General features: G+C 74.7%; 16 protein-coding genes and 1 pseudogene. 10 read left to right on the forward strand and 7 right to left on the reverse strand.

The annotated features are described in order from the left end of the window. Positions 1-14: 14 nt before the first annotated feature. Genes KKZ08_RS33050 through KKZ08_RS33060 form a run of 4 tightly spaced genes read left to right on the forward strand, consistent with a single transcriptional unit; the run spans position 15 to position 2,014 of the window. Positions 15-251, forward strand: coding sequence for a DUF6158 family protein (locus KKZ08_RS33050; RefSeq protein ID WP_223777920.1), 237 nt, complete (start codon positions 15-17; stop codon positions 249-251). Beyond that, positions 248-829 carry a TIGR03086 family metal-binding protein gene (locus tag KKZ08_RS33055; protein ID WP_223777921.1) on the forward strand — a complete coding sequence of 194 codons (582 nt, stop codon included), beginning with the start codon at positions 248-250 and terminating at the stop codon, positions 827-829. The genes KKZ08_RS33050 and KKZ08_RS33055 overlap by 4 nt, the downstream gene beginning before the upstream one ends. A 17-nt stretch (positions 830-846) precedes the next feature. After that, the gene (locus tag KKZ08_RS38765; RefSeq protein WP_263303374.1) at positions 847-972 is read left to right on the forward strand and encodes a hypothetical protein; all 126 of its coding nucleotides are present in this window, start codon (positions 847-849) and stop codon (positions 970-972) included. Between the two features lie 34 nt (positions 973-1,006). Next, a complete protein-coding gene (locus KKZ08_RS33060) occupies positions 1,007-2,014 on the forward strand; it encodes a Ppx/GppA family phosphatase (RefSeq protein ID WP_223777922.1) in 1,008 nt (335 codons plus the stop codon). Between the two features lie 16 nt (positions 2,015-2,030). Here KKZ08_RS33060 and KKZ08_RS33065 read toward each other — a convergent pair whose 3' ends face one another. Both KKZ08_RS33065 and KKZ08_RS33070 read right to left on the reverse strand, forming a co-directional pair. Continuing rightward, positions 2,031-2,471: a CBS domain-containing protein gene (locus tag KKZ08_RS33065; RefSeq protein WP_223777923.1), complete on the reverse strand. Its 441-nt coding sequence runs from the start codon at positions 2,469-2,471 to the stop codon at positions 2,031-2,033. Between the two features lie 142 nt (positions 2,472-2,613). Beyond that, positions 2,614-4,434 carry a thiamine pyrophosphate-requiring protein gene (locus tag KKZ08_RS33070; protein WP_223777924.1) on the reverse strand — a complete coding sequence of 607 codons (1,821 nt, stop codon included), beginning with the start codon at positions 4,432-4,434 and terminating at the stop codon, positions 2,614-2,616. 266 nt (positions 4,435-4,700) lie between these two features. On the opposite strand from KKZ08_RS33070, the gene KKZ08_RS33075 reads away from it, so the two are divergent. Further along, positions 4,701-5,510 (forward strand): RNA polymerase sigma factor SigF, encoded by an 810-nt coding sequence (locus KKZ08_RS33075; RefSeq protein ID WP_223777925.1) that lies wholly within the window; start codon positions 4,701-4,703, stop codon positions 5,508-5,510. Here KKZ08_RS33075 and KKZ08_RS33080 read toward each other — a convergent pair. Next, complete coding sequence (locus KKZ08_RS33080; RefSeq protein ID WP_223777926.1) at positions 5,507-6,649, reverse strand: PAS domain-containing protein; 1,143 nt, start codon at positions 6,647-6,649, stop codon at positions 5,507-5,509. The genes KKZ08_RS33075 and KKZ08_RS33080 overlap by 4 nt on opposite strands. Before the next feature lie 73 nt (positions 6,650-6,722). Here KKZ08_RS33080 and KKZ08_RS33085 point away from each other — a divergent pair, with 73 nt between their 5' ends. The 3 genes and pseudogenes from KKZ08_RS33085 to KKZ08_RS33095 all read left to right on the forward strand — a co-directional run bounded on the left by KKZ08_RS33085 (position 6,723) and on the right by KKZ08_RS33095 (position 10,059). Next, complete coding sequence (locus KKZ08_RS33085) at positions 6,723-7,430, forward strand: GAF and ANTAR domain-containing protein (protein ID WP_223777927.1); 708 nt, start codon at positions 6,723-6,725, stop codon at positions 7,428-7,430. 335 nt (positions 7,431-7,765) lie between these two features. Beyond that, a pseudogene (locus tag KKZ08_RS33090) lies at positions 7,766-9,001 on the forward strand (aminotransferase class I/II-fold pyridoxal phosphate-dependent enzyme). Beyond that, complete coding sequence (locus KKZ08_RS33095; protein WP_223777928.1) at positions 8,998-10,059, forward strand: MBL fold metallo-hydrolase; 1,062 nt, start codon at positions 8,998-9,000, stop codon at positions 10,057-10,059. The pseudogene KKZ08_RS33090 and the gene KKZ08_RS33095 overlap by 4 nt, the downstream one beginning before the upstream one ends. Here the strand turns inward: KKZ08_RS33095 and KKZ08_RS33100 are convergent. Both KKZ08_RS33100 and KKZ08_RS33105 read right to left on the reverse strand, forming a co-directional pair. Next, the gene (locus tag KKZ08_RS33100; RefSeq protein WP_223777929.1) at positions 9,947-10,954 is read right to left on the reverse strand and encodes a hypothetical protein; all 1,008 of its coding nucleotides are present in this window, start codon (positions 10,952-10,954) and stop codon (positions 9,947-9,949) included. The two genes, KKZ08_RS33095 and KKZ08_RS33100, sit on opposite strands and share 113 nt — an antisense overlap. 4 nt (positions 10,955-10,958) lie before the next feature. Continuing rightward, positions 10,959-11,351 (reverse strand): hypothetical protein, encoded by a 393-nt coding sequence (locus KKZ08_RS33105; RefSeq protein WP_223777930.1) that lies wholly within the window; start codon positions 11,349-11,351, stop codon positions 10,959-10,961. A gap of 112 nt (positions 11,352-11,463) precedes the next feature. Here KKZ08_RS33105 and KKZ08_RS33110 point away from each other — a divergent pair, with 112 nt between their 5' ends. Then, a complete protein-coding gene (locus tag KKZ08_RS33110; protein ID WP_223777931.1) occupies positions 11,464-14,898 on the forward strand; it encodes a CHAT domain-containing protein in 3,435 nt (1,144 codons plus the stop codon). Between the two features lie 29 nt (positions 14,899-14,927). Here the strand turns inward: KKZ08_RS33110 and KKZ08_RS33115 are convergent, their stop codons facing one another. Next, on the reverse strand, positions 14,928-15,548 hold the full coding sequence (locus tag KKZ08_RS33115) for a DedA family protein (RefSeq protein ID WP_223777932.1): 621 nt from the start codon (positions 15,546-15,548) through the stop codon (positions 14,928-14,930). After that, a complete protein-coding gene (locus KKZ08_RS33120) occupies positions 15,545-16,321 on the reverse strand; it encodes an MBL fold metallo-hydrolase (protein ID WP_223777933.1) in 777 nt (258 codons plus the stop codon). The genes KKZ08_RS33115 and KKZ08_RS33120 overlap by 4 nt, the downstream gene beginning before the upstream one ends. 82 nt (positions 16,322-16,403) lie before the next feature. Between KKZ08_RS33120 and KKZ08_RS33125 the strand changes: the two genes are divergently transcribed. Then, positions 16,404-16,832: a hypothetical protein gene (locus KKZ08_RS33125; RefSeq protein WP_223777934.1), complete on the forward strand. Its 429-nt coding sequence runs from the start codon at positions 16,404-16,406 to the stop codon at positions 16,830-16,832. Positions 16,833-16,925 lie beyond the last annotated feature (93 nt).

Here is a 16,925-nt window from a genome sequence, read left to right on the forward strand (position 1 = left end):
ACAAGGAGCGATCCATGAGCAACGGAGTCGACCCGGGTCAGCTGGACGACCAGCAGCTCGTCAAGGAGCTGGAGGCGATCCACCGGACCCGGCACACCACCTTCCTGCACGGCTCGGACGACGCCCTGCAAACCCATGACGAACGGATGGCCGAGCTGGAGACCGAGTACCTGCGCCGGCATCCGCGCCGGTCCATCGCCCCGGGGCGGACCCGCTCAGGGGCGAGGGAGAGGGGAGGAACGGACTCATGACAGCCGCCCGGCCACCCGTGCTGGTCCGGCACGGCGAGGCACTCGACCTCTTCACCGAGCGGGTGCGCGCCGTGCGCCCCGACCAGTGGGACGCGCCCACCCCGTGCACCGACTGGACCGTGCGCGACCTGGTCAACCACCTCACCGCCGAGCAGCTGTGGGTGCCGCCCTTGCTCCGCGACGGCGCGACCGTCGACTCCGTCGGCGACTCCTTCGACGGTGACATGCTCGGCCCCGACCCGGTCGCCTCCTGGGACACCGCGGCCGCCGCGTCCCGCGCCGCGTTCCGCGAACCGGGCGCCCTGGACCGCGCCGTCCACCTCTCCTTCGGCGAGACCCCCGCCACGTTCTACTGCGGTCAGATGACCACGGACCTCGTGGTGCACGCCTGGGACCTGTCCCGGGCGATCGGCGCCGACGAGACGCTGCCCGATGCCCTGGTCGACTTCTCCTTGGGGGAGATCTCGCCGTACGCGCAGGAACTGGAGAAGAGCGGCCTCTTCGACCCACCGGTGGAACCCCCGCCGGGCGCCGACGCCCAGACACGACTGCTGAGCATGGTCGGGCGCAGGGTGTGAAGGCCCGTCCGACAGACGTGGCCGCGGTTGTCCGACCAGTCGCCGCCGCCGGGCAGCACCCGTGGCGCTCGCTCCACGACGGCGTGCCGCTCGGCGCCCAGGACGTGACGCCGGCCCCCGGCGCGGCCGCGGTCGGCGGCTGATTCTTTTCGCGCGTACCCGGGTACCCCACCCTTCATGAGAGTGGGCGTGGTGGACGTGGGGTCGAACACGGTGCGGCTCGTGGTCGCTGATGCCGACGGGCAGGTGCCGCTGCCGGTCCACACGGTGAAGCGGCGGCTGCGGCTCGCCCAGGACGTGGACCGGGACGGGCGGCTCGGCGAAGAGCCCGTCCACAGGCTCACGGACGCGGTGCGCGACGTCCAGGAGGAAGCGCACCGCTGGGGAGTGACGGAGCCGTTCGCCTTCGCCACGTCCATCGTGCGCGACGCGCCGAACCGGGCCGAGGTGCTCGACGCCGTGGAGGCCGGGACGGGACTGCGGCTGCGTACGCTCTCCGGTGAGGCCGAGGCGGAGCTGACGTTCCTCGCCGCCCGCCGCTGGATGGGGTGGCGGGCGGGTCCGCTGGTGCTCTTCGACATCGGCGGCGGCACGTTCGAGGTGGCCTTCGGCCGCAGCAGGCTGCCCGACTACGCGGCCTCGCTGCCGCTGGGCGCCGGTCGGCTCACCCGGGAGTACTTCGACGTCCAGGACCCGCCGCGCCCCCGGGACATCAAGGCCGTACGCCGCCAGGTGCGCCACCAGCTGCGGGACGTGGCCGCGCGGATCCGCTGGGAGATGCCGCACACGGCGGTCGCCACCTCGCGCACGTTCCAGCAGCTGGCCCGCCTGTGCGGCGCCGCGCCGGGGCGCTACGGCCCGTTCGTCCAGCGGGAGCTGGGCCGCCGTGAACTGGGCGTCGCGCTCCAGGAACTCGCGCGGCTGCCCGCCGAGCACCGGGCGCAGCTGCCGGGGATCTCGGCCGCGCGGGCCGGCCAGTGCCTGGCGGGCGCGGTGGTCGCGCACACGGCGATGAAGCTGACCGGCCTCGAAGAGCTGACCGTCTGCCCCTGGGCCCTGCGCGAGGGAATCCTGCTGCGCTACATCGAGGACGGCGACGCCGCCTGGTGGACCCAGGAGGACCACAGGGCCCCCAAGGGCGCGCGTGGCGGTGGCGCGCCGCTCCGCCTCGCCGGCTCGACCTGAGCCGGGCCGCGCCCGGTCAGGCCTGGTGGATCCCCGGCCAGTTGTCCGGGTCGGCGCGGCTGATGTCCGCCAGCGCGGACGACGGGTCCTGGGAGAGCGCCAGATCGCCGAGGCTGACCATCCCCACCGGGTGCCCGTCCTCGACGACGGGCAGCCTGCGGACCGCGTGGTCCCGCATCAGCCCCACCGCGTCCGACACCGGGTCGTCAGGGGCCACCACCACGGGGTTGGGCGTGCAGACGGCCTCCGCGCTGACCGTCAGCGGATCGGCCCCGTCGGCCACGGCGCGCAACGCGATGTCCCGGTCGGTGAGCACGCCGACCACCTGCCCGTCGGCGGCGACCAGCACGTCCCCGATGTCCTGGGCGCGCATGAGCTGCGCGGCTTCGACGAGAGAGGCATCGGGGCGCACCGCCACGACCCCCGGGGTCATGACGTCCCTTACGTAATCGGCCATGGCAGAGCCTTTCCTGGATGCGTGCTGCGTGCGTTCACCTGAGGTTCGTTCGTCGGCGGAGGTCCGTCTTCCGTCGGGGGACCCCACCCGCAGTACCCCTGTCGGGCGGGGCCATACCTCGCTGCCGGTCGTCACCTCGGTGCTAGTCGTCTTCGCGCCCGCGCCGCTCGCCCACCCCCGGCAGGAACTCCTGCATCTTCGTCTTCAGGCCCTGCTTCAGCACCGAGGCCCGGTCCGCGTCGCCCTTGACGAGCGACTCCGCCGTCGCCTCCATCTGCTCCCACGTCGCGTGCGGCGGGATGGGCGGCACCGCCGGGTCGGTGCGGAAGTCCAGGACCGCGGGGCCCTCCGCGGCCAGGGCGGCCCGCCACGCGCCCTCCACGTCCTCGGGCCGCTCCACCCGGATGCCCGTGAGGCCGATGGAGCGGGCGAAGTCGGCGTACGGCACATCGGGCAGCGACTGCGACGGCAGGAAGGACGGGGCGCCGCCCATGGCCCGCAGCTCCCACGTGACCTGGTTCAGGTCCTGGTTGTTCCAGACGGCGACGACCAGCCGCGGATCATCCCAGCGGTGCCGGTACTTGGCGGCCGTGATCAGCTCCGCCATGCCGTTCATCTGCATCGCGCCGTCCCCGACCAGGGCGATGACGGGACGGTTGGGGTGCGCGAACTTCGCCCCGATGGCGTACGGCACACCGCACCCCATCGTGGCCAGCGTCCCGGAGAGCGAGGCGCGCATGTCACCGCGCATCGTCAGATGGCGCGCGTACCAGTTCGCCACCGAGCCGGAGTCGGACGTGATGAGCGCGTTGTCGGGCAGCAGCGGATCCAGGGCGTGCGCCACGTACTCCGGGTTGACCGGGTCAGCGGACTGCTCGGCCCTGCGCCGCATCACCTCGTGCCAGCGCCTGACGTTCGCGCAGATCTCCGCCTGCCACTCACGGCTGACCGACCGGCGGTCCTTGTCGATCAGCGGGATCAGCTCGCGCAGCGTCGCCCGCGCGTCACCCACGAGATTCACCTCGTAGGGATAACGCATGCCGACCATGTGCGGGTCGATGTCGATCTGCACGCCCCGCGCCGAGCCGAACTCCGGCAGGAACTGCGCGTAGGGGAAGCTCGACCCGATCGTCAGGAGCGTGTCGCAGTCGCGCATCATCTCGTACGAGGGCCGGGTGCCAAGGAGGCCGATCGAACCGGTGACATAGGGGAGTTCATCGCTCAGCGCGTCCTTGCCGAGCAGCGCCTTCGCGACGCCCGCGCCGAGCAGCTCCGCGATTTCCTCGACCTCGGCGCGCGCGCCCGCGGCGCCCTGGCCGATCAGGATCGCCGCCTTGTCGCCGGCGTTGAGAACCTCCGCCGCCCGCTCCAGGGCCGTCGGCGAGGGCAGCGCCGTCCAGCCGCTGCGGTCCAGGCTGGAGGGGACCATCTTGAACTCGTGGGAGGGCGGGGAGTAGTCCAGCTCCTGCACGTCACCGGGGATGATCACCGCGGTCGGGCAGCGGCGTGCGTACGCGGTACGGATCGCCCGGTCGATGACGTTCGGCAGCTGCTCGGGCACCGTCACCGTCTCCACGAAGTCGGACGCCACATCCTTGAACAGGGTGTGCAGATCGACCTCCTGCTGGTACGAGCCGCCCATCGCGCTGCGGTGCGTCTGCCCGACGATGGCGAGCACCGGCACATGGTCGAGCTTCGCGTCGTACAGGCCGTTGAGCAGATGAACGGCGCCCGGCCCCGACGTCGCCACGCACACGCCGAGGCGCTTGCCGAACTTGGCGTACCCCACCGCTTCGAACGCCGCCATCTCCTCGTGCCGCGCCTGCACGAACCGCGGCTGGTCCTGCGCCCTGCCCCACGCGGCGAGGAGGCCGTTGATGCCGTCGCCCGGATAGCCGAAGACCTGCTCGACGCCCCAGGCACGCAGCCTCTCCAGAATGTGGTCGGCGACCTTGACGCTCATGACGTGGCCTTCCGCGGTGATCGGGATCGAGGGTCACCCCTCCGGGTGTCCGGCGGGGCCCGGAGGGAAACCTACGGCGGAGAAGGGGGCGTTTGGCCCAGCACACGCGGGGCAGGCGAAGGAACAGTGCTTCGGACCGGAGGCACGTCCGTGGGAGCGGTCGCATCGCGCCCCGGGTGTGCCCCGTTCTGGTTCGAACGTCCGCGCGCACTCCCACGGTGACTGTCCATCCCCAGGCACCCCCCCATAGGGAGTTGCGACGCACCATGCGATCCCACCCGAGCACCCCGGTACCCGCCAAGAGCAAGCGTCACACGCACGATGACGCACCGGACACCACCGCCGCCTTCGAGCGCCTGGTCGAGCTGGAGGAGGGACCCGAACGGGACGCCCTGCGCCAGGAGATCGTCGAGGCCTGGCTGCCCATGGCACAGCGCCTCGCGGGCCGCTTCCGCAACCGCGGCGAGTCCCTGGACGACCTGCGCCAGGTCGCGGCCCTCGGCCTGGTCAAGGCCGTCGACCGCTACGACCCGCGGCGCGGCACGGCCTTCGAGAGCTACGCCGTACCGACCGTCACCGGTGAGATCAAGCGGCACTTCCGCGACCACATGTGGACCCTGCACGTGCCGCGCCGCGTCCAGGACCTGCGCAACCGGGTGCGCTTCGCCCGCCAGGACCTCTCCCAGGTCTCCGGGCGCGTCCCCACCACCGCCGAGATCGCCGAGCACGCGCAGATGAGCGAGGAGGAGGCCAAGGCGGGCCTCGAAGCGCTCGACAGCTTCACCGCGCTCTCCCTGGACGCCGAACTCCCCGGCAGCGAGGACGGCTACTCGCTCAGCGACGCCCTCGGCGGCCCCGACCCGGCGCTCGACATCATCGTCGACCGCGAGGCCGTCAAGCCGCGCCTCGCGCAACTGCCCGAGCGTGAACGGACCATCCTCTACATGCGCTTCTTCGGCGACATGACGCAGAGCCGCATCGCCGACGAGATGGGCATCTCCCAGATGCACGTCTCACGGCTCATCAGCCGCTGCTGCGACCGCCTGCGCGACCAGGTGATGCGTGACGCCGCCTAACGCCCGGCCCGCCCGGTGCCGCCCTCGCGCCGCAGGGCCAGGGCCAGGTGCCGGGACAGCACGTCGACCGCGCGCGCCTCGGCCATCGAGAAGGCGAGCCGCGCACCGCACCGGAACAGCGTGAGGACCCCCTCCACGGGCCCGTCGGCGCGGGCGGCGAGCGGCACGCACAACAGGGACGTGACCTCGGCGCGGACCAGGACGTGCGCGCCACTCGCGTCCCGGCCGAAGGCGTCCGGGTCCGCCGGGCGCACCTGGAGCGACGCGGCCCCGCCGCGTGCCGCCTCGACGACGAGGGGGCACGCGGCGGGGTCCTGCGCGTGGACGTCGGCGACCGGCGCGTCCGGCGGCCCGAGCACAATTCTTCGCCGCGGCCGCGCCGCGCCGTCGTCCGCTATCACCCAGTCGGCGAACCGCTCGTGCAGCACCGCCGCCGCCCGCTCGAATATCGCCGCACGGTCCCCGGCGGGCGCCGTGAGCAGCGCCGTCGTCATCGCGTCCGCCAGGTCGAGCTGGGCCGCGTGCCGGGTCGCCTCGCCGAGGTCGGGGACGGGCCGTGGCGCGCTCGGCTGCTGTTGGGCGCGGGTCACCGAGGGCTGGAGCACGACGAGGACCGCCGTGCGCGGCTCGGTGCCGGGCCGCAGCGCCGTGAGCGTCGCGCGGACCGGTGTGCCCGGGCTCCGCTGGAGGTGGACGACGAGGCTGCGGTCGCCCTCGCCGCGGGCGACGGCGGCGGTCTGCGAGCGGAACGCCACCCGGTCCGCGTGCACCAGGAGCCCGGTCAGCGGCCGGCCCGCGGCGAAGCCCGCGCGGACACCGGTCAGCGCCGTCCCCGCGCCGTTCATGCGCCGCACCACGGTCTCGCGGTCGATCAGCGCCACCGGCAGCGGCATCCGCTGGAAGATGGTCCGCAGCAGCCGCTGCTCGTCCCGGTCCGGCGCGCCGGCGCCCGGCAGCCCGTCGGCGCTCAGACGCTCGTACGTGGGCCACAAGTGCTCGGCCACATGGTCCAGTTCGAAGATCGCCGCGTCGAGCACCGTGCCGAGGTCGTCCGGCGGAAGGGACCGCGCCGACTTCAACTCCGCGACGCGGCGCACGAAATCCGCGAGGTCTTCACCGAACTCCTCCGTCTGCGACATGCGTCGAACCTAGCCGGTGCGGCTGTTTTCCGGAGGACCGTGAGGGAAGCCGGAAAGAGAGGAGGAACTCCCCATGGCGCCATTGCCGGACCCGGACCTGCTCCGACCGGAGACCGCACTGCCCGGACGCAGGCTCTCCGAACTCTCCGAACAAGCCGTGCGCTGCACCCACGGGTGCTGCGGCGCGAGCACCACCGTCACCGACGGCGGCGACGAATACCCCGTCGCCGTCACCCACCCCGACCTGGCCGGGCTCGTCTCGGTGCAGCTGCGCACGGGCGAGGGCCCCATCCCCGCCGCCGAGCAGGGGGGTGCGCCGGTCGACTCCGAGGACCTGCTGCGGGACGAGCGCTGGCCCGCGTACCGCGCGCTGGCCCTCGACTCGGGCGTACGTTCCAGCGTCACGCTGCCCTTCCAGCGCGCGGGGCTCACGGTCACCCTGACCCTGTTCAGCTTCCGCCCCGGCGCGCTCGACGACGCGCGGCACGGCCCCGCCCAGGCCCTCGGCGACCTCGCCACGGCGAGCTTCGTGCGCGACCGGCACTACCGCGCCGCCCTGACCGAGCTCGACCAGATGGGCACGGCCCTGCGCACACGACCCGTCGTGGACCAGGCGTGCGGGATCGTCATGCACGTCCTTGGCTGCGAGGCGGACGCCGCGTTCTCGGTGCTGCGGCGGGTCTCCCAGACGACGAACCGGAAACTGGCCGACGTCGCGGCGGCGCTGGTCGAGACGAAGGGACGCGGCCTGGAACGCGAACTGGTCTCCTTGGCTCGCTGAGCCCACCGTCCAGGGGCCCGGCCCCGGTCGCCACCGACCGGGGCCGGGCCCCTTCCGCGAGCCCGGCCCTCGTCCCCGGCCGGACGGAGGCAGGGGCTGGAATGAGCGCCGCCCGTGGGTCCGCGCCGCCCCTGTCCGCGTGTACGGCGTGTACGGGCCGGATCGCGTCCGGTCGTTCGCACCGCACCGCACCGCGCCGGGGACGCTCACCCGGCCGGGGCCCAGCGCGGGCGCCGGGTGAGGGAGCGCGCTGTGATGGGCGGGTACGGCCATGCCCCGGGTACACACCCGTTCGACGGGGCAGGAGACACTCACGCGAGTGCACGGAGGTACGCATGAGGCGGACGGACACCGAGGGCCGCGGCCCGGTGCGGTACGGCCCGCCTGTGCCGGAGCTGGGCCTCCCGGTCCTGCCCGGTAAGCGTCCGCCGCCGCCTCGGCCGCCGCCCGCCCGCACGGCGAACCTCCCGGCGGCGGCCCCGCCCTCCTGGACGCCGCGAGCGGCTACTGGAGCGCGGACTGCCCGTGGAGCGCGACCACGTCGCCGCCGCCCCGGCGCCCCGCCCTCCTGCTCGCCCTCACCGCCGCCCTCGGCGGCGACGTCCTGCTGCCCCGCCCCTGCCCCGCCTGGTGGGCGCCCCAGGCACGGCTGCTCGGCCACGGCGTCTACCACGTGCCGACGCCCGCCGAGTGCGGCGGCGTCCCGGACCCGTACGCCCTCCTGGAGACCGTCCGCCGCGTGCGCGCGGAAGGAGGCAGGCCCCGGCTGCTCGTGCTGAGCGTCGCCGACGACCCGACCGCCACCGTGCCGCCCCCGGAAGTGCTGCACGAGGCCGTCGAAGCCGCCGCCGACGAGGGCCTGCACGTCGTCAGTGACGAGACCTGGCGCGACACCCTGCACCGCCCCCACGACACCGTCCTGGTCGGCCCCGCCGAGATGGACCACGAGCGCGTCACCGTCGTCTGCGACCTCGCCGGGCCCTTTCTGCCCACGGCGCTGCCCGCCGCCGTCGCCCGCTTCCCCGACACCCCGCTGGGCGCCGTCCTGCGCGCCCGCACCCTCGACGTGCTCACCGCGCTCGGCGCGACCCTCGCCGCCCGGCCGCCGCCGCGGCGACGTACGCGCTCGACGAACCGGACGACGTCACCGAGCGGCTGACCGCCGCCGTGCGCCTGCACGCGCGCGTGGCCGAGGCCGCGCGGCACGCCGTGCTCGCCGCGGGCGCCCTGGCCCGGCCCCCGCGGGCCGCCACCTCTACGCCGACCTCGGCCCCCTGCGGTCCGCGCTCGCCGCGCGCGGCGTCGGCGACGCACAGGACCTGGAGGACTTCCTCGGCGAACGGCTCGGCATGCCCACACCCGGCGGCCACCGCTTCGGCGACGACATCGACGCCCTGCGGGTACGCCTCTCCACGGGCCCGCTCCTCGGCGCGACCCCCGAGGAGCGCCTGGCGTCCCTCGGCGCGCCGGATCCCCTGGAATCGCCGCACGTACAACGAGCGTTGAACACGTTCGGATCGGCCTTCGACGATCTCCGCGCGGAAGCACAGCGAATGGAGCATCCTCGGTGACCCAGCAGGCGGAGCAGCAGACGACGACACGGCAGGCGAGGACACGGCAGGGCCCCGGCCAAGGCCCCGGCCCGCTCGTCCCGCCACGCCCGCCCGGCGGCGCGCGCCGGTGGCCGCGGTCGTTCGCCGACCGGCTGACCGCGCCGCTGCCCGGACTGCGCGCGTTCGCCCGGTTCGCCCGCGAGGGCGCCCTGCGGCCCGGGCCCGAAGGCCTCGCCGACATCCGGCGGCTGCCGTACGAACCGGGCCCGCTGCCCCGCGTCGACCACCGCACCGTCGCCGTCACCTGGGCCGGGCACGCCAGTTGGGTCGTACGCATCGGTGGCCTCACAGTCCTCACGGACCCCGTCTGGTCCCGCAAGATCCTCGGCACGCCGGCCCGCGTCACCCCCGTGGGCGTCGCCTGGAGCGCGCTGCCCCGCGTCGACGCGGTCGTCATCAGCCACAACCACTACGACCACCTGGACGCCCCGACCCTGCGCAGGCTCCCGAGGGACACGCCCGTTCTCGTCCCCGCCGGGCTCGGCCGCTGGTTCACCCGCCGCCGCTTCAGCCGCGTCACCGAGCTCGACTGGTGGGAGGGCGCGGAAGTGGACGGCGTGCGCTTCGACTTCGTGCCCGCCCACCACTGGTCCAAGCGGAGCCTGCTCGACACTTGCCGCACGCTGTGGGGCGGCTGGGTCATGACGGACGGCCAGGGGCAGCGCGTCTACTTCGCGGGCGACACCGGCTACGGCCACTGGTTCGAGCGGATCGGCGACCGCTACCCCGGCATCGACCTCGCGCTGCTGCCCATCGGGGCGTACGACCCGCGCTGGTGGCTCAGCGACGTCCACTGCGACCCCGAGGAGGCCGTCCGGGCGGCGATCGACCTGGGCGCGCGGCGGATGGCCCCCATGCACTGGGGCACGTTCCTGCTCTCCGCCGAGCCGGTCCTCGAACCGCTCACCCGGGTGCGGGCCGCCTGGGAGCGGACGGGGCGCCCCCGCGAGGACCTGTGGGACCTGCCGGTGGGAGCCTCGCGGGTGCTGGATCGAAGCTCCGCAGCTGCCGGGTGAGCGCGTCCCCCAGGGCCTGGTCCAACGGGCCGCCGTGCTCGATGCCCAGCTGACCGGCAAGCTCGACGGCGTGCAGTCGGACGGCGGCCTCCAGCAACTGGGCGTAGGCCTCGACCGCACCGCGGAGCCGGGACCTCGCGGTCAGCGCGAGCACGCCCGCGACCGGCGCCGCGGGCCACCACCACACCGCCAGCGGCGCGTACAACACCCCCCAGCCGCCCAGCGTGGACGCACGCGTGAGCGACTGCTCGGCGGCGGTGATCTCCGCGCGGGTGGTCTCGGGCAGCATGAGCCACAGGTGCGGCCAGAGCACCGGCAGGTCCAGGTGGTGGTCGCGCTCCAGGCGGACGGCGACGGCGTGGACACGATCGCCGCTCCACGTCGGCCGGTCCGGTTCCTCCGCGCCGACGCGCCGCATGGCCTGGTGCGCGGCGTGACGCGGCGCGGGGTCGGCCCGCTCGCCCCGCAGCGCCAGGGACCGGGCGTCGGCGTCCAGCTGCCGCCGGTAGCGCAGCGCGGCGTCCTCCCAGCGCGCCCGGCGGCGTATGACACGTCCGTACGCCCACTGCCGGAACGGCCGCGGCCAGGCCCGCCACCCGGCGGCAAGGACGGCGCGCCGGAGCACCGAACCCAGCCCCTGGGCGGCCAGCCCCGCCGCCCCGGCCGCGGCGAGAACCGCGCCGAGCAGCACGACCTGCCCGCCGGTACCGGAGGCGACGGGGGACTGGGCCCACCGGCCGATCCGGTCGACGAGGCGCTGGTGGTCCAGGGCATGGGCGTGGCCGAGGGAAGCGGCGACGGTGGCCGTGGCGAGCAGGAGCGCCCCGGGCAGCACCAGCAACGTGAGCCAGCGCTCGGCGAGCTTCTGCCCCAGTGCGCCGAGGAATCCGTTCACCGCGCTACAGCCGTTCCCCGCGCAGGGGTCGGCCGCTGACGCGGCAGCGCGGCGCGTCGGAGCCGTCGGGCCAGGCGTGCCGGGAGCACTGGCGCGTCGGGCAGAGCAGCACCCGCTCGCCGGGCAGGGCGGGGTCGACCCCGAGCGGGGTCATGCCCCGGACGGCGCCGCCGTGCACCCCCACGGCGTCGCCCGCCGCGAGCAGCGCCTCGTGCAGGGCGTCCAGCGCGGGGGCGGGGTCCTCTCCGGCGCGCAGGTCGGCGAGGAGGCGCTCCAACGGGGCGGCGCCCTCGGTCGCGTACGTCTCCAGGTCCGCGCGGATGCGCTCCAAACGCCCGCAGACGTGGGCGATCGCCTCCCGCACCCTCGTGTCGACACCGCTGTGCTGTTCCGCCACTTCCGAGCCCCCTGTCCGTACTGACGCGGCCATGCTGTCCGAAGCCACCCGTCCGCGGCAACAGCCGATCTAGCCTTGCCGGTTGACGAGCCGTCAACGACAGGGGGAACTGATGGGACAGCGCGAAAGGCTGCTGGCAGCGGTCATGAGCGGCGTGGAACGGGCGGGCGACAGGCGGGACCTGTCCCACGCCCTGGATCCGGCCGCGCTGACCGCCGCGCGCGATCTGGCGGCGTTCGCCGCCGAGGGCGACCTGGAAGCCGCGCACGCCTTGGCCTGGCTGCATTACCTGCGCTCCCAGGCACTCCCGCGGGCGCGGGCCGAACGGGAGTGGAAAGAGGCGGTCCGCCTCTTCGGGCAGTGCTTCGTCGTGGCGGAGGAAACCGTACCGGAGTCCCTGCGCCCGGCCGTCGCCGAGCGGGCGGTCCCCGACCTGATGGACCTGCTCACCCGCTCGTTCACCACCACCGATCCGGCACTCCTGGACACCACCGTGGACCTGGCACGACGTATCGAGCGCAGGCTGCCCGAAGGCCATCCGCGCCACGCGCACACCCTTTCCCTCCTCTGCGCCGCCCTGGACACACGGTTCGCGCGTGGCGGGGACCTGACGGACGCGGACGAGGCGGTGCGGGCGGGCCGTGCCGCCGTCCGGGCCACCCCTGACGGCCGGCCGCAGCGCGCGGGCTACCTGTCCAACCTCTGCGCCGCGCTGCTGAACCGCTCCAAGCGCACCGGTGACCTGCGGGACATGGACGAAGCGGTGGCCACCGGCCGCGCCGCCGCCCGGGGCGGCGGCGAGGACGACTCCGAGCGGGCCCGGTACCTGACCAACCTCGGTGCGGCCCTGCGGGCGCGGTTCCAACGGGCCGGCGAGCCGGGCGACATCGACGAGGCGGTGGAGGCGAGCCGCGCCGCCGCCTCGGCCGCACGCGCGGACGACCCTCGCCGGGGCCTGTTCCTGACCAACCTCGCCGTCGCCCTGCAGTCCCGGTTCCAGCGCACCGGGACGCTCACGGATGTGCACGAGGCCGTGGAGGCGAGCCGCGCCGCCGTCCGGACCGGTCCGCGGAGTGCGGGCTTCCTGTCCAACCTCTGCCTCGTCCTGCTGGACCGCTTCAACCGCACCGGGATGCTCGCGGACGTGGACGAAGCGGTGGAGGCGGGCCGCGCCGCCGTCCGGGCGGCGCCCGACGGACACCCCGACCAGGCCGTGAGCCTGACCGGTCTCAGTTCCGCCCTGAGGTTCCGCTTCCAGGGCACCGGGATGCTCGCGGACGTGGACGAGGCCGTGGAGGCGGGCCGCGCCGCCGTCCGGGCCACCCCCGACCGGCACCCAGAACGCGCGGCACGCCTGGCGGGCCTCGGCGCCTGCCTGCGGATGCGGTTCGAGCGCACCGGGGACCCGGGGGACGTGCACGAGGCCGTGGAGGCGGGGCGCGCCGTCCTGCGGATCGTCCCCGACGGCCACCCTCAACGCGCGGCGTACCTGGCCGAGTTCGCGGTCGCCTCGCAGCTGCGGTTCGAGCGCGGCGGAGCCCTCGGGGACCTGGATGAGGCGGTGGAGGCGAGTCGCGCCGCCGGCAGGCTCACTCCTGACGGCCACCCCCGGACCATGCACCTGGTCAGCCTCTGTATCGCCCTGCGGACGAGGTTCGAGCGCGGCGGGGACCCGCGTGACCTGGACGAAGCGGTGGAGGCGGGCCGCGCGGCCCGCCGGGTGATGCCCGCCGACCACCCCCAACGTGCCGGCGCCCTGATGAACCTCGCGAGCGCCCTGCGACTGCGGTTCGAGCGCACCGGAGCGGCGGCCGACTCGGCGGAGGAGCGGTCCGTCTGGGAAGGCGCTGCCGAGTCGGCCGCCGCTCCACCGTGGATACGCATCCGTGCGGCGCGGGGGGCGGCGCGCCTGGCCGCGTCCTCGGACCCCGGCCGGGCGGCCGCGTTCCTGGAGCGGGCCGTACTGACGCTGCCGCAGGTGGCACCGCGCCGCCTGCGGCGAGGCGACCAGCAGCACGCCCTCGGCACCGACGCCGTCGATCTCGCCGCCGACGCGGCGGCCCTGGCCCTGACCGCCCCCGGCGGCACCGCGTCACAACGGGCCGCGCGGGCGCTGCGCCTGGTGGAGGCGGGCCGGGCCGTGCTCCTGTCCCAGGCGCTGGACACCCGGGACGACCTGTCCGAGTTGCACGTCCGGCATCCCGAACTGGCCTCGCGCTTCGTCGTCTTGCGTGACCTGCTGGACCGGGAGCAGACCGCGGCCGAGGAGGCGGCCGCGGGCGCGGGCCACGAACGGCACCGCCTGGCGGCCGAGTTGGAAGAGCTGATGGACCGCATCCGGACCCTCGAAGGCTTCACCGGCTTCGGCCTGCCCCCGACCCTCGACGCCCTCCTGAGCGAAGCCGCCCACGGCCCTGTGGTGACGTACAACATCAGCCGCTACCGCAGCGACGCGCTGCTCCTCACCGGCGAGGGCATCACCTCCTGCCCCCTGCCCCTCCTCACGGAGAAGGCCCTCTACACCCAACTGGAGACCTTCCACCAGGCATTGGGCGAGGTGACAGCGCCCGACGGCGACCGGATCGCCGCGCAGCGGTCCCTGCGCGGCGTACTGGAATGGCTCTGGGAGGCGGCCGCGGAGCCGGTCCTCTCGGCCCTGGCGGCGACGTCGGACATGGCCGCGAGGGCTCGGCCCGGGGAGCTGCCGCGGGTGTGGTGGGCGCCGGGCGGTCTGCTGGGACTGCTGCCCCTGCACGCGGCGGGCTTCCACACCGACCAGGGCGACGCGGCACGGCGCCGCACGGTCCTGGACCGGGTGATCTCCTCCTACACGCCCACCGTCCGAGCCCTGCGCCACGCCCGCAGGAGCCGCCTCCTGCCGTCGCCCGCCGACGAGCCCCGGTCCCTGATCATCGCCATGCCGAACACGCCCGGCCTCAGCCCCTTGGCGCACGCCGCCGAGGAAGCCCGCCGGATCCACCCCCTGCTGCCCCGCCCGGTCCACCTCACGGCACCCGGCCCCACCGCCGACGGCGCCCCGCCCCCGCCGAGCCGCGGAACCCCGACCACGGACACCGTCCTCGCCTGCCTTCCGCAGTACGCCGTGGCCCACTTCGCCTGCCATGCCGAGAGCGACCACACCGACCCCGCCCAGAGCCGCCTGCTCCTGAACGACCACGCCACCACCCCGCTGACCGTCGCCGCACTGGCCCGGATGGACCTCACCCACGCACAGCTGGCCTACCTCTCTGCCTGTAGCACCGCGGACCCCGGCAGCTTCGATCTGCTGGACGAGGCCATCCATCTCACCAGCGCGTTCCAGCTCGCGGGCTTCCCCCACGTCATCGGGACACTGTGGCCGGTCAGCGACCGCCTGGCCGCCGACATCGCCGAGTCCTTCTACACCCACCTGACCCCCGACCCGCCCGGCGGCACGCTCACCCCTGCCCGGTCCGCCACGGCCCTGCACCACACCATCCGGGCGATCCGCGACCGCTACCCGGCGACGCCGTCCCTCTGGGCGGGCCACCTGCACGCGGGCGCGTAGGCGACGGCCCCGGCTCCGACGTCCTGCGGCTACGCCGGGGCCCGCCGGACCTTGCGCCACACGGTCGGCGCCGCGCTGATCAGCACCGTCAGCGCGACCGCGAGCACGACGCCCTCCCACGGCTCCTTGAACAGCGAGCCGCCGAGGATGCCGATCAACTGGTACGTCACCGCCCACGCGAGGCACGCGGGCACGTCCCCGCGCGCGAACCGCCGCACCGGCATCTTCGCCATCAGGCACGCCAGCATCACCGGGATCCGCCCGGCGGGGACCAGCCGGGACAGCACGAGGACCATCACCCCGTGGTCCTCCAGCTTGGCCTGCGCCTGCGCGAGCCGCTCCTCGGGCGCCCGGTCACGGATCGCCTGGAGCCAGCGCGAACCGTTCTTCGACCGCATTCCGCGCTGCCCCAGCCAGTACAGGGCGATGTCGCCGAGGAACGCCGCGAGCGCCGCGACGCCGAAGACGACGGGCAGCGAGAGCGACGGCGTCTCCTGGTGCAGGGCCACGACCGCCGCCGAACTGACCAGCGCGCCCGTCGGCACCACCGGCACCAGCGCGCCGATCACCACCAGCAGGAACAGCGACGGATAGGCGACCGCCTGCTGGGTGCTCGCGGGCGCCACCTGGGCCGCCGCGGCGAGGTTCACCGGGCCGCCTTCGGCCGCACGCTCTCGCCGTGCAGGAGCCGGTGCACGGCCACCGCGGGTGCGAGACGGGCCGCCTGGCGCACGAACTCCAGGCCGGGCGCGTGGAATTCGTGCGGGCGCACCGCGTCCATGCCGATCGGCCAGTACGTGCCGTAGTGCACCGGGATCGCGCTGCTCGGCGCGATCCGGGCGAGCGCCTCGGCGGCGCGCCCCGCGTCCAGATGCCCGTGCCCCAGGTAGGGGCCCCAGCCGCCGACCGGCAGCAGCGCCACGTCCACGTCCCCGACCTCCGCGGCCATCGAGTCGAAGAGCCCGGTGTCGCCCGCGAAGTAGGTGCGCGCCTCGCCGCTGATCACATAGCCGAGGGCCGGGGAGAGCCGCGGGCCGACCGGGAGCCGTCGCCCGTCGTGCAGCGCCGGCACCGCCCGCACGACGACGTCGCCGACCGGGATCTCGTCACCCGGCGCGACCTCGGTGAACCGCAGCTGGGGCAGCCTGCGGGCGAGACCGGGCACTGAGCGCGCCGTGCCGCGCGGGACCAGGGCGCGGGTGCCGGGGGCGAGCCGGGCGAGCGAGGGGACGTGCAGGTGATCGGCGTGCAGATGCGAGATCAGCACGACGTCGGCGACGGCGGCGCCGGGCGGCGGCAACGCACCCCTGCGGCGCCGCAGATGCGCGAGCCGGCGGGCGAAGAGGGGGTCGGTGAGTACGCGGACGCCCGAGTCCTCGACCGTGCAAGTGGCGTGACCCCACCATGTGACCTCGACGGGCACCCGGTTCCTCCTTATGGCGACTGTCTCCGAGCGTACGGCCAGGAGTAGGGTCGGCGGCCAGGACCGAGGTGAGGGGGACGCCATGGGAGAGGTCGTGGGCATGGACACCGCCGTGGTGCGGGTGGCGTCGATCGCCAGCCTGACGCCCCTGGAGGAGCTCGACGCCGACCCCTTCCTGGTCGACTCGCGCAGCCAGCACGCGATGTGCGCGCGGTGGGCGGCCGACCACGGCTACGTCGTCACGCGGGAACTCGTCGTACGAGAGCTGCGCGCCGACCACGTGGTGCTGTGGGGCGACGTCGAGGCGGGCCTCGTGGACCTCTTCGTCGTACCGAGCCACCGGGTCCTCGAGCGGGCGCTGCGGTGCCCTGAGGAGTTCACCGCGGAGTGCGCGCGGCGCGGGGTGCGGGTGGAGACGGCCGGGTTCGCGGAGCCCGCGTACGACTCACGGATGAAGGCGCGGGTGCACCGCCGCCTGTCCATGCCCACCGCGGGTTACGACGGCCGCTGAGCGCGCCGCTCCGCACCCCCTCGCGACCCCTTCACGGCACCCTTCCCTTCCGCGCGCCCGGCGCCGCGGCGTGGTCGGCGTCGCGGGACGGGG

This window comes from Streptomyces sp. 135 (assembly GCF_020026305.1).
In the GTDB taxonomy this organism is placed as follows: domain Bacteria; phylum Actinomycetota; class Actinomycetes; order Streptomycetales; family Streptomycetaceae; genus Streptomyces.

Bases quoted from the DNA above. Each gene is read 5' to 3' on its own strand.
- KKZ08_RS33050 (WP_223777920.1), top strand. From the start codon at position 15: ATGAGCAACGGAGTCGACCCGGGTCAGCTGGACGACCAGCAGCTCGTC.
- KKZ08_RS33055 (WP_223777921.1), top strand. From the start codon at position 248: ATGACAGCCGCCCGGCCACCCGTGCTGGTCCGGCACGGCGAGGCACTC.
- KKZ08_RS33060 (WP_223777922.1), top strand. From the start codon at position 1,007: ATGAGAGTGGGCGTGGTGGACGTGGGGTCGAACACGGTGCGGCTCGTG.
- KKZ08_RS33065 (WP_223777923.1), bottom strand. From the start codon at position 2,471: ATGGCCGATTACGTAAGGGACGTCATGACCCCGGGGGTCGTGGCGGTG.
- KKZ08_RS33070 (WP_223777924.1), bottom strand. From the start codon at position 4,434: ATGAGCGTCAAGGTCGCCGACCACATTCTGGAGAGGCTGCGTGCCTGG.
- KKZ08_RS33075 (WP_223777925.1), top strand. From the start codon at position 4,701: ATGCGATCCCACCCGAGCACCCCGGTACCCGCCAAGAGCAAGCGTCAC.
- KKZ08_RS33080 (WP_223777926.1), bottom strand. From the start codon at position 6,649: ATGTCGCAGACGGAGGAGTTCGGTGAAGACCTCGCGGATTTCGTGCGC.
- KKZ08_RS33085 (WP_223777927.1), top strand. From the start codon at position 6,723: ATGGCGCCATTGCCGGACCCGGACCTGCTCCGACCGGAGACCGCACTG.
- KKZ08_RS33110 (WP_223777931.1), top strand. From the start codon at position 11,464: ATGGGACAGCGCGAAAGGCTGCTGGCAGCGGTCATGAGCGGCGTGGAA.
- KKZ08_RS33125 (WP_223777934.1), top strand. From the start codon at position 16,404: ATGGGAGAGGTCGTGGGCATGGACACCGCCGTGGTGCGGGTGGCGTCG.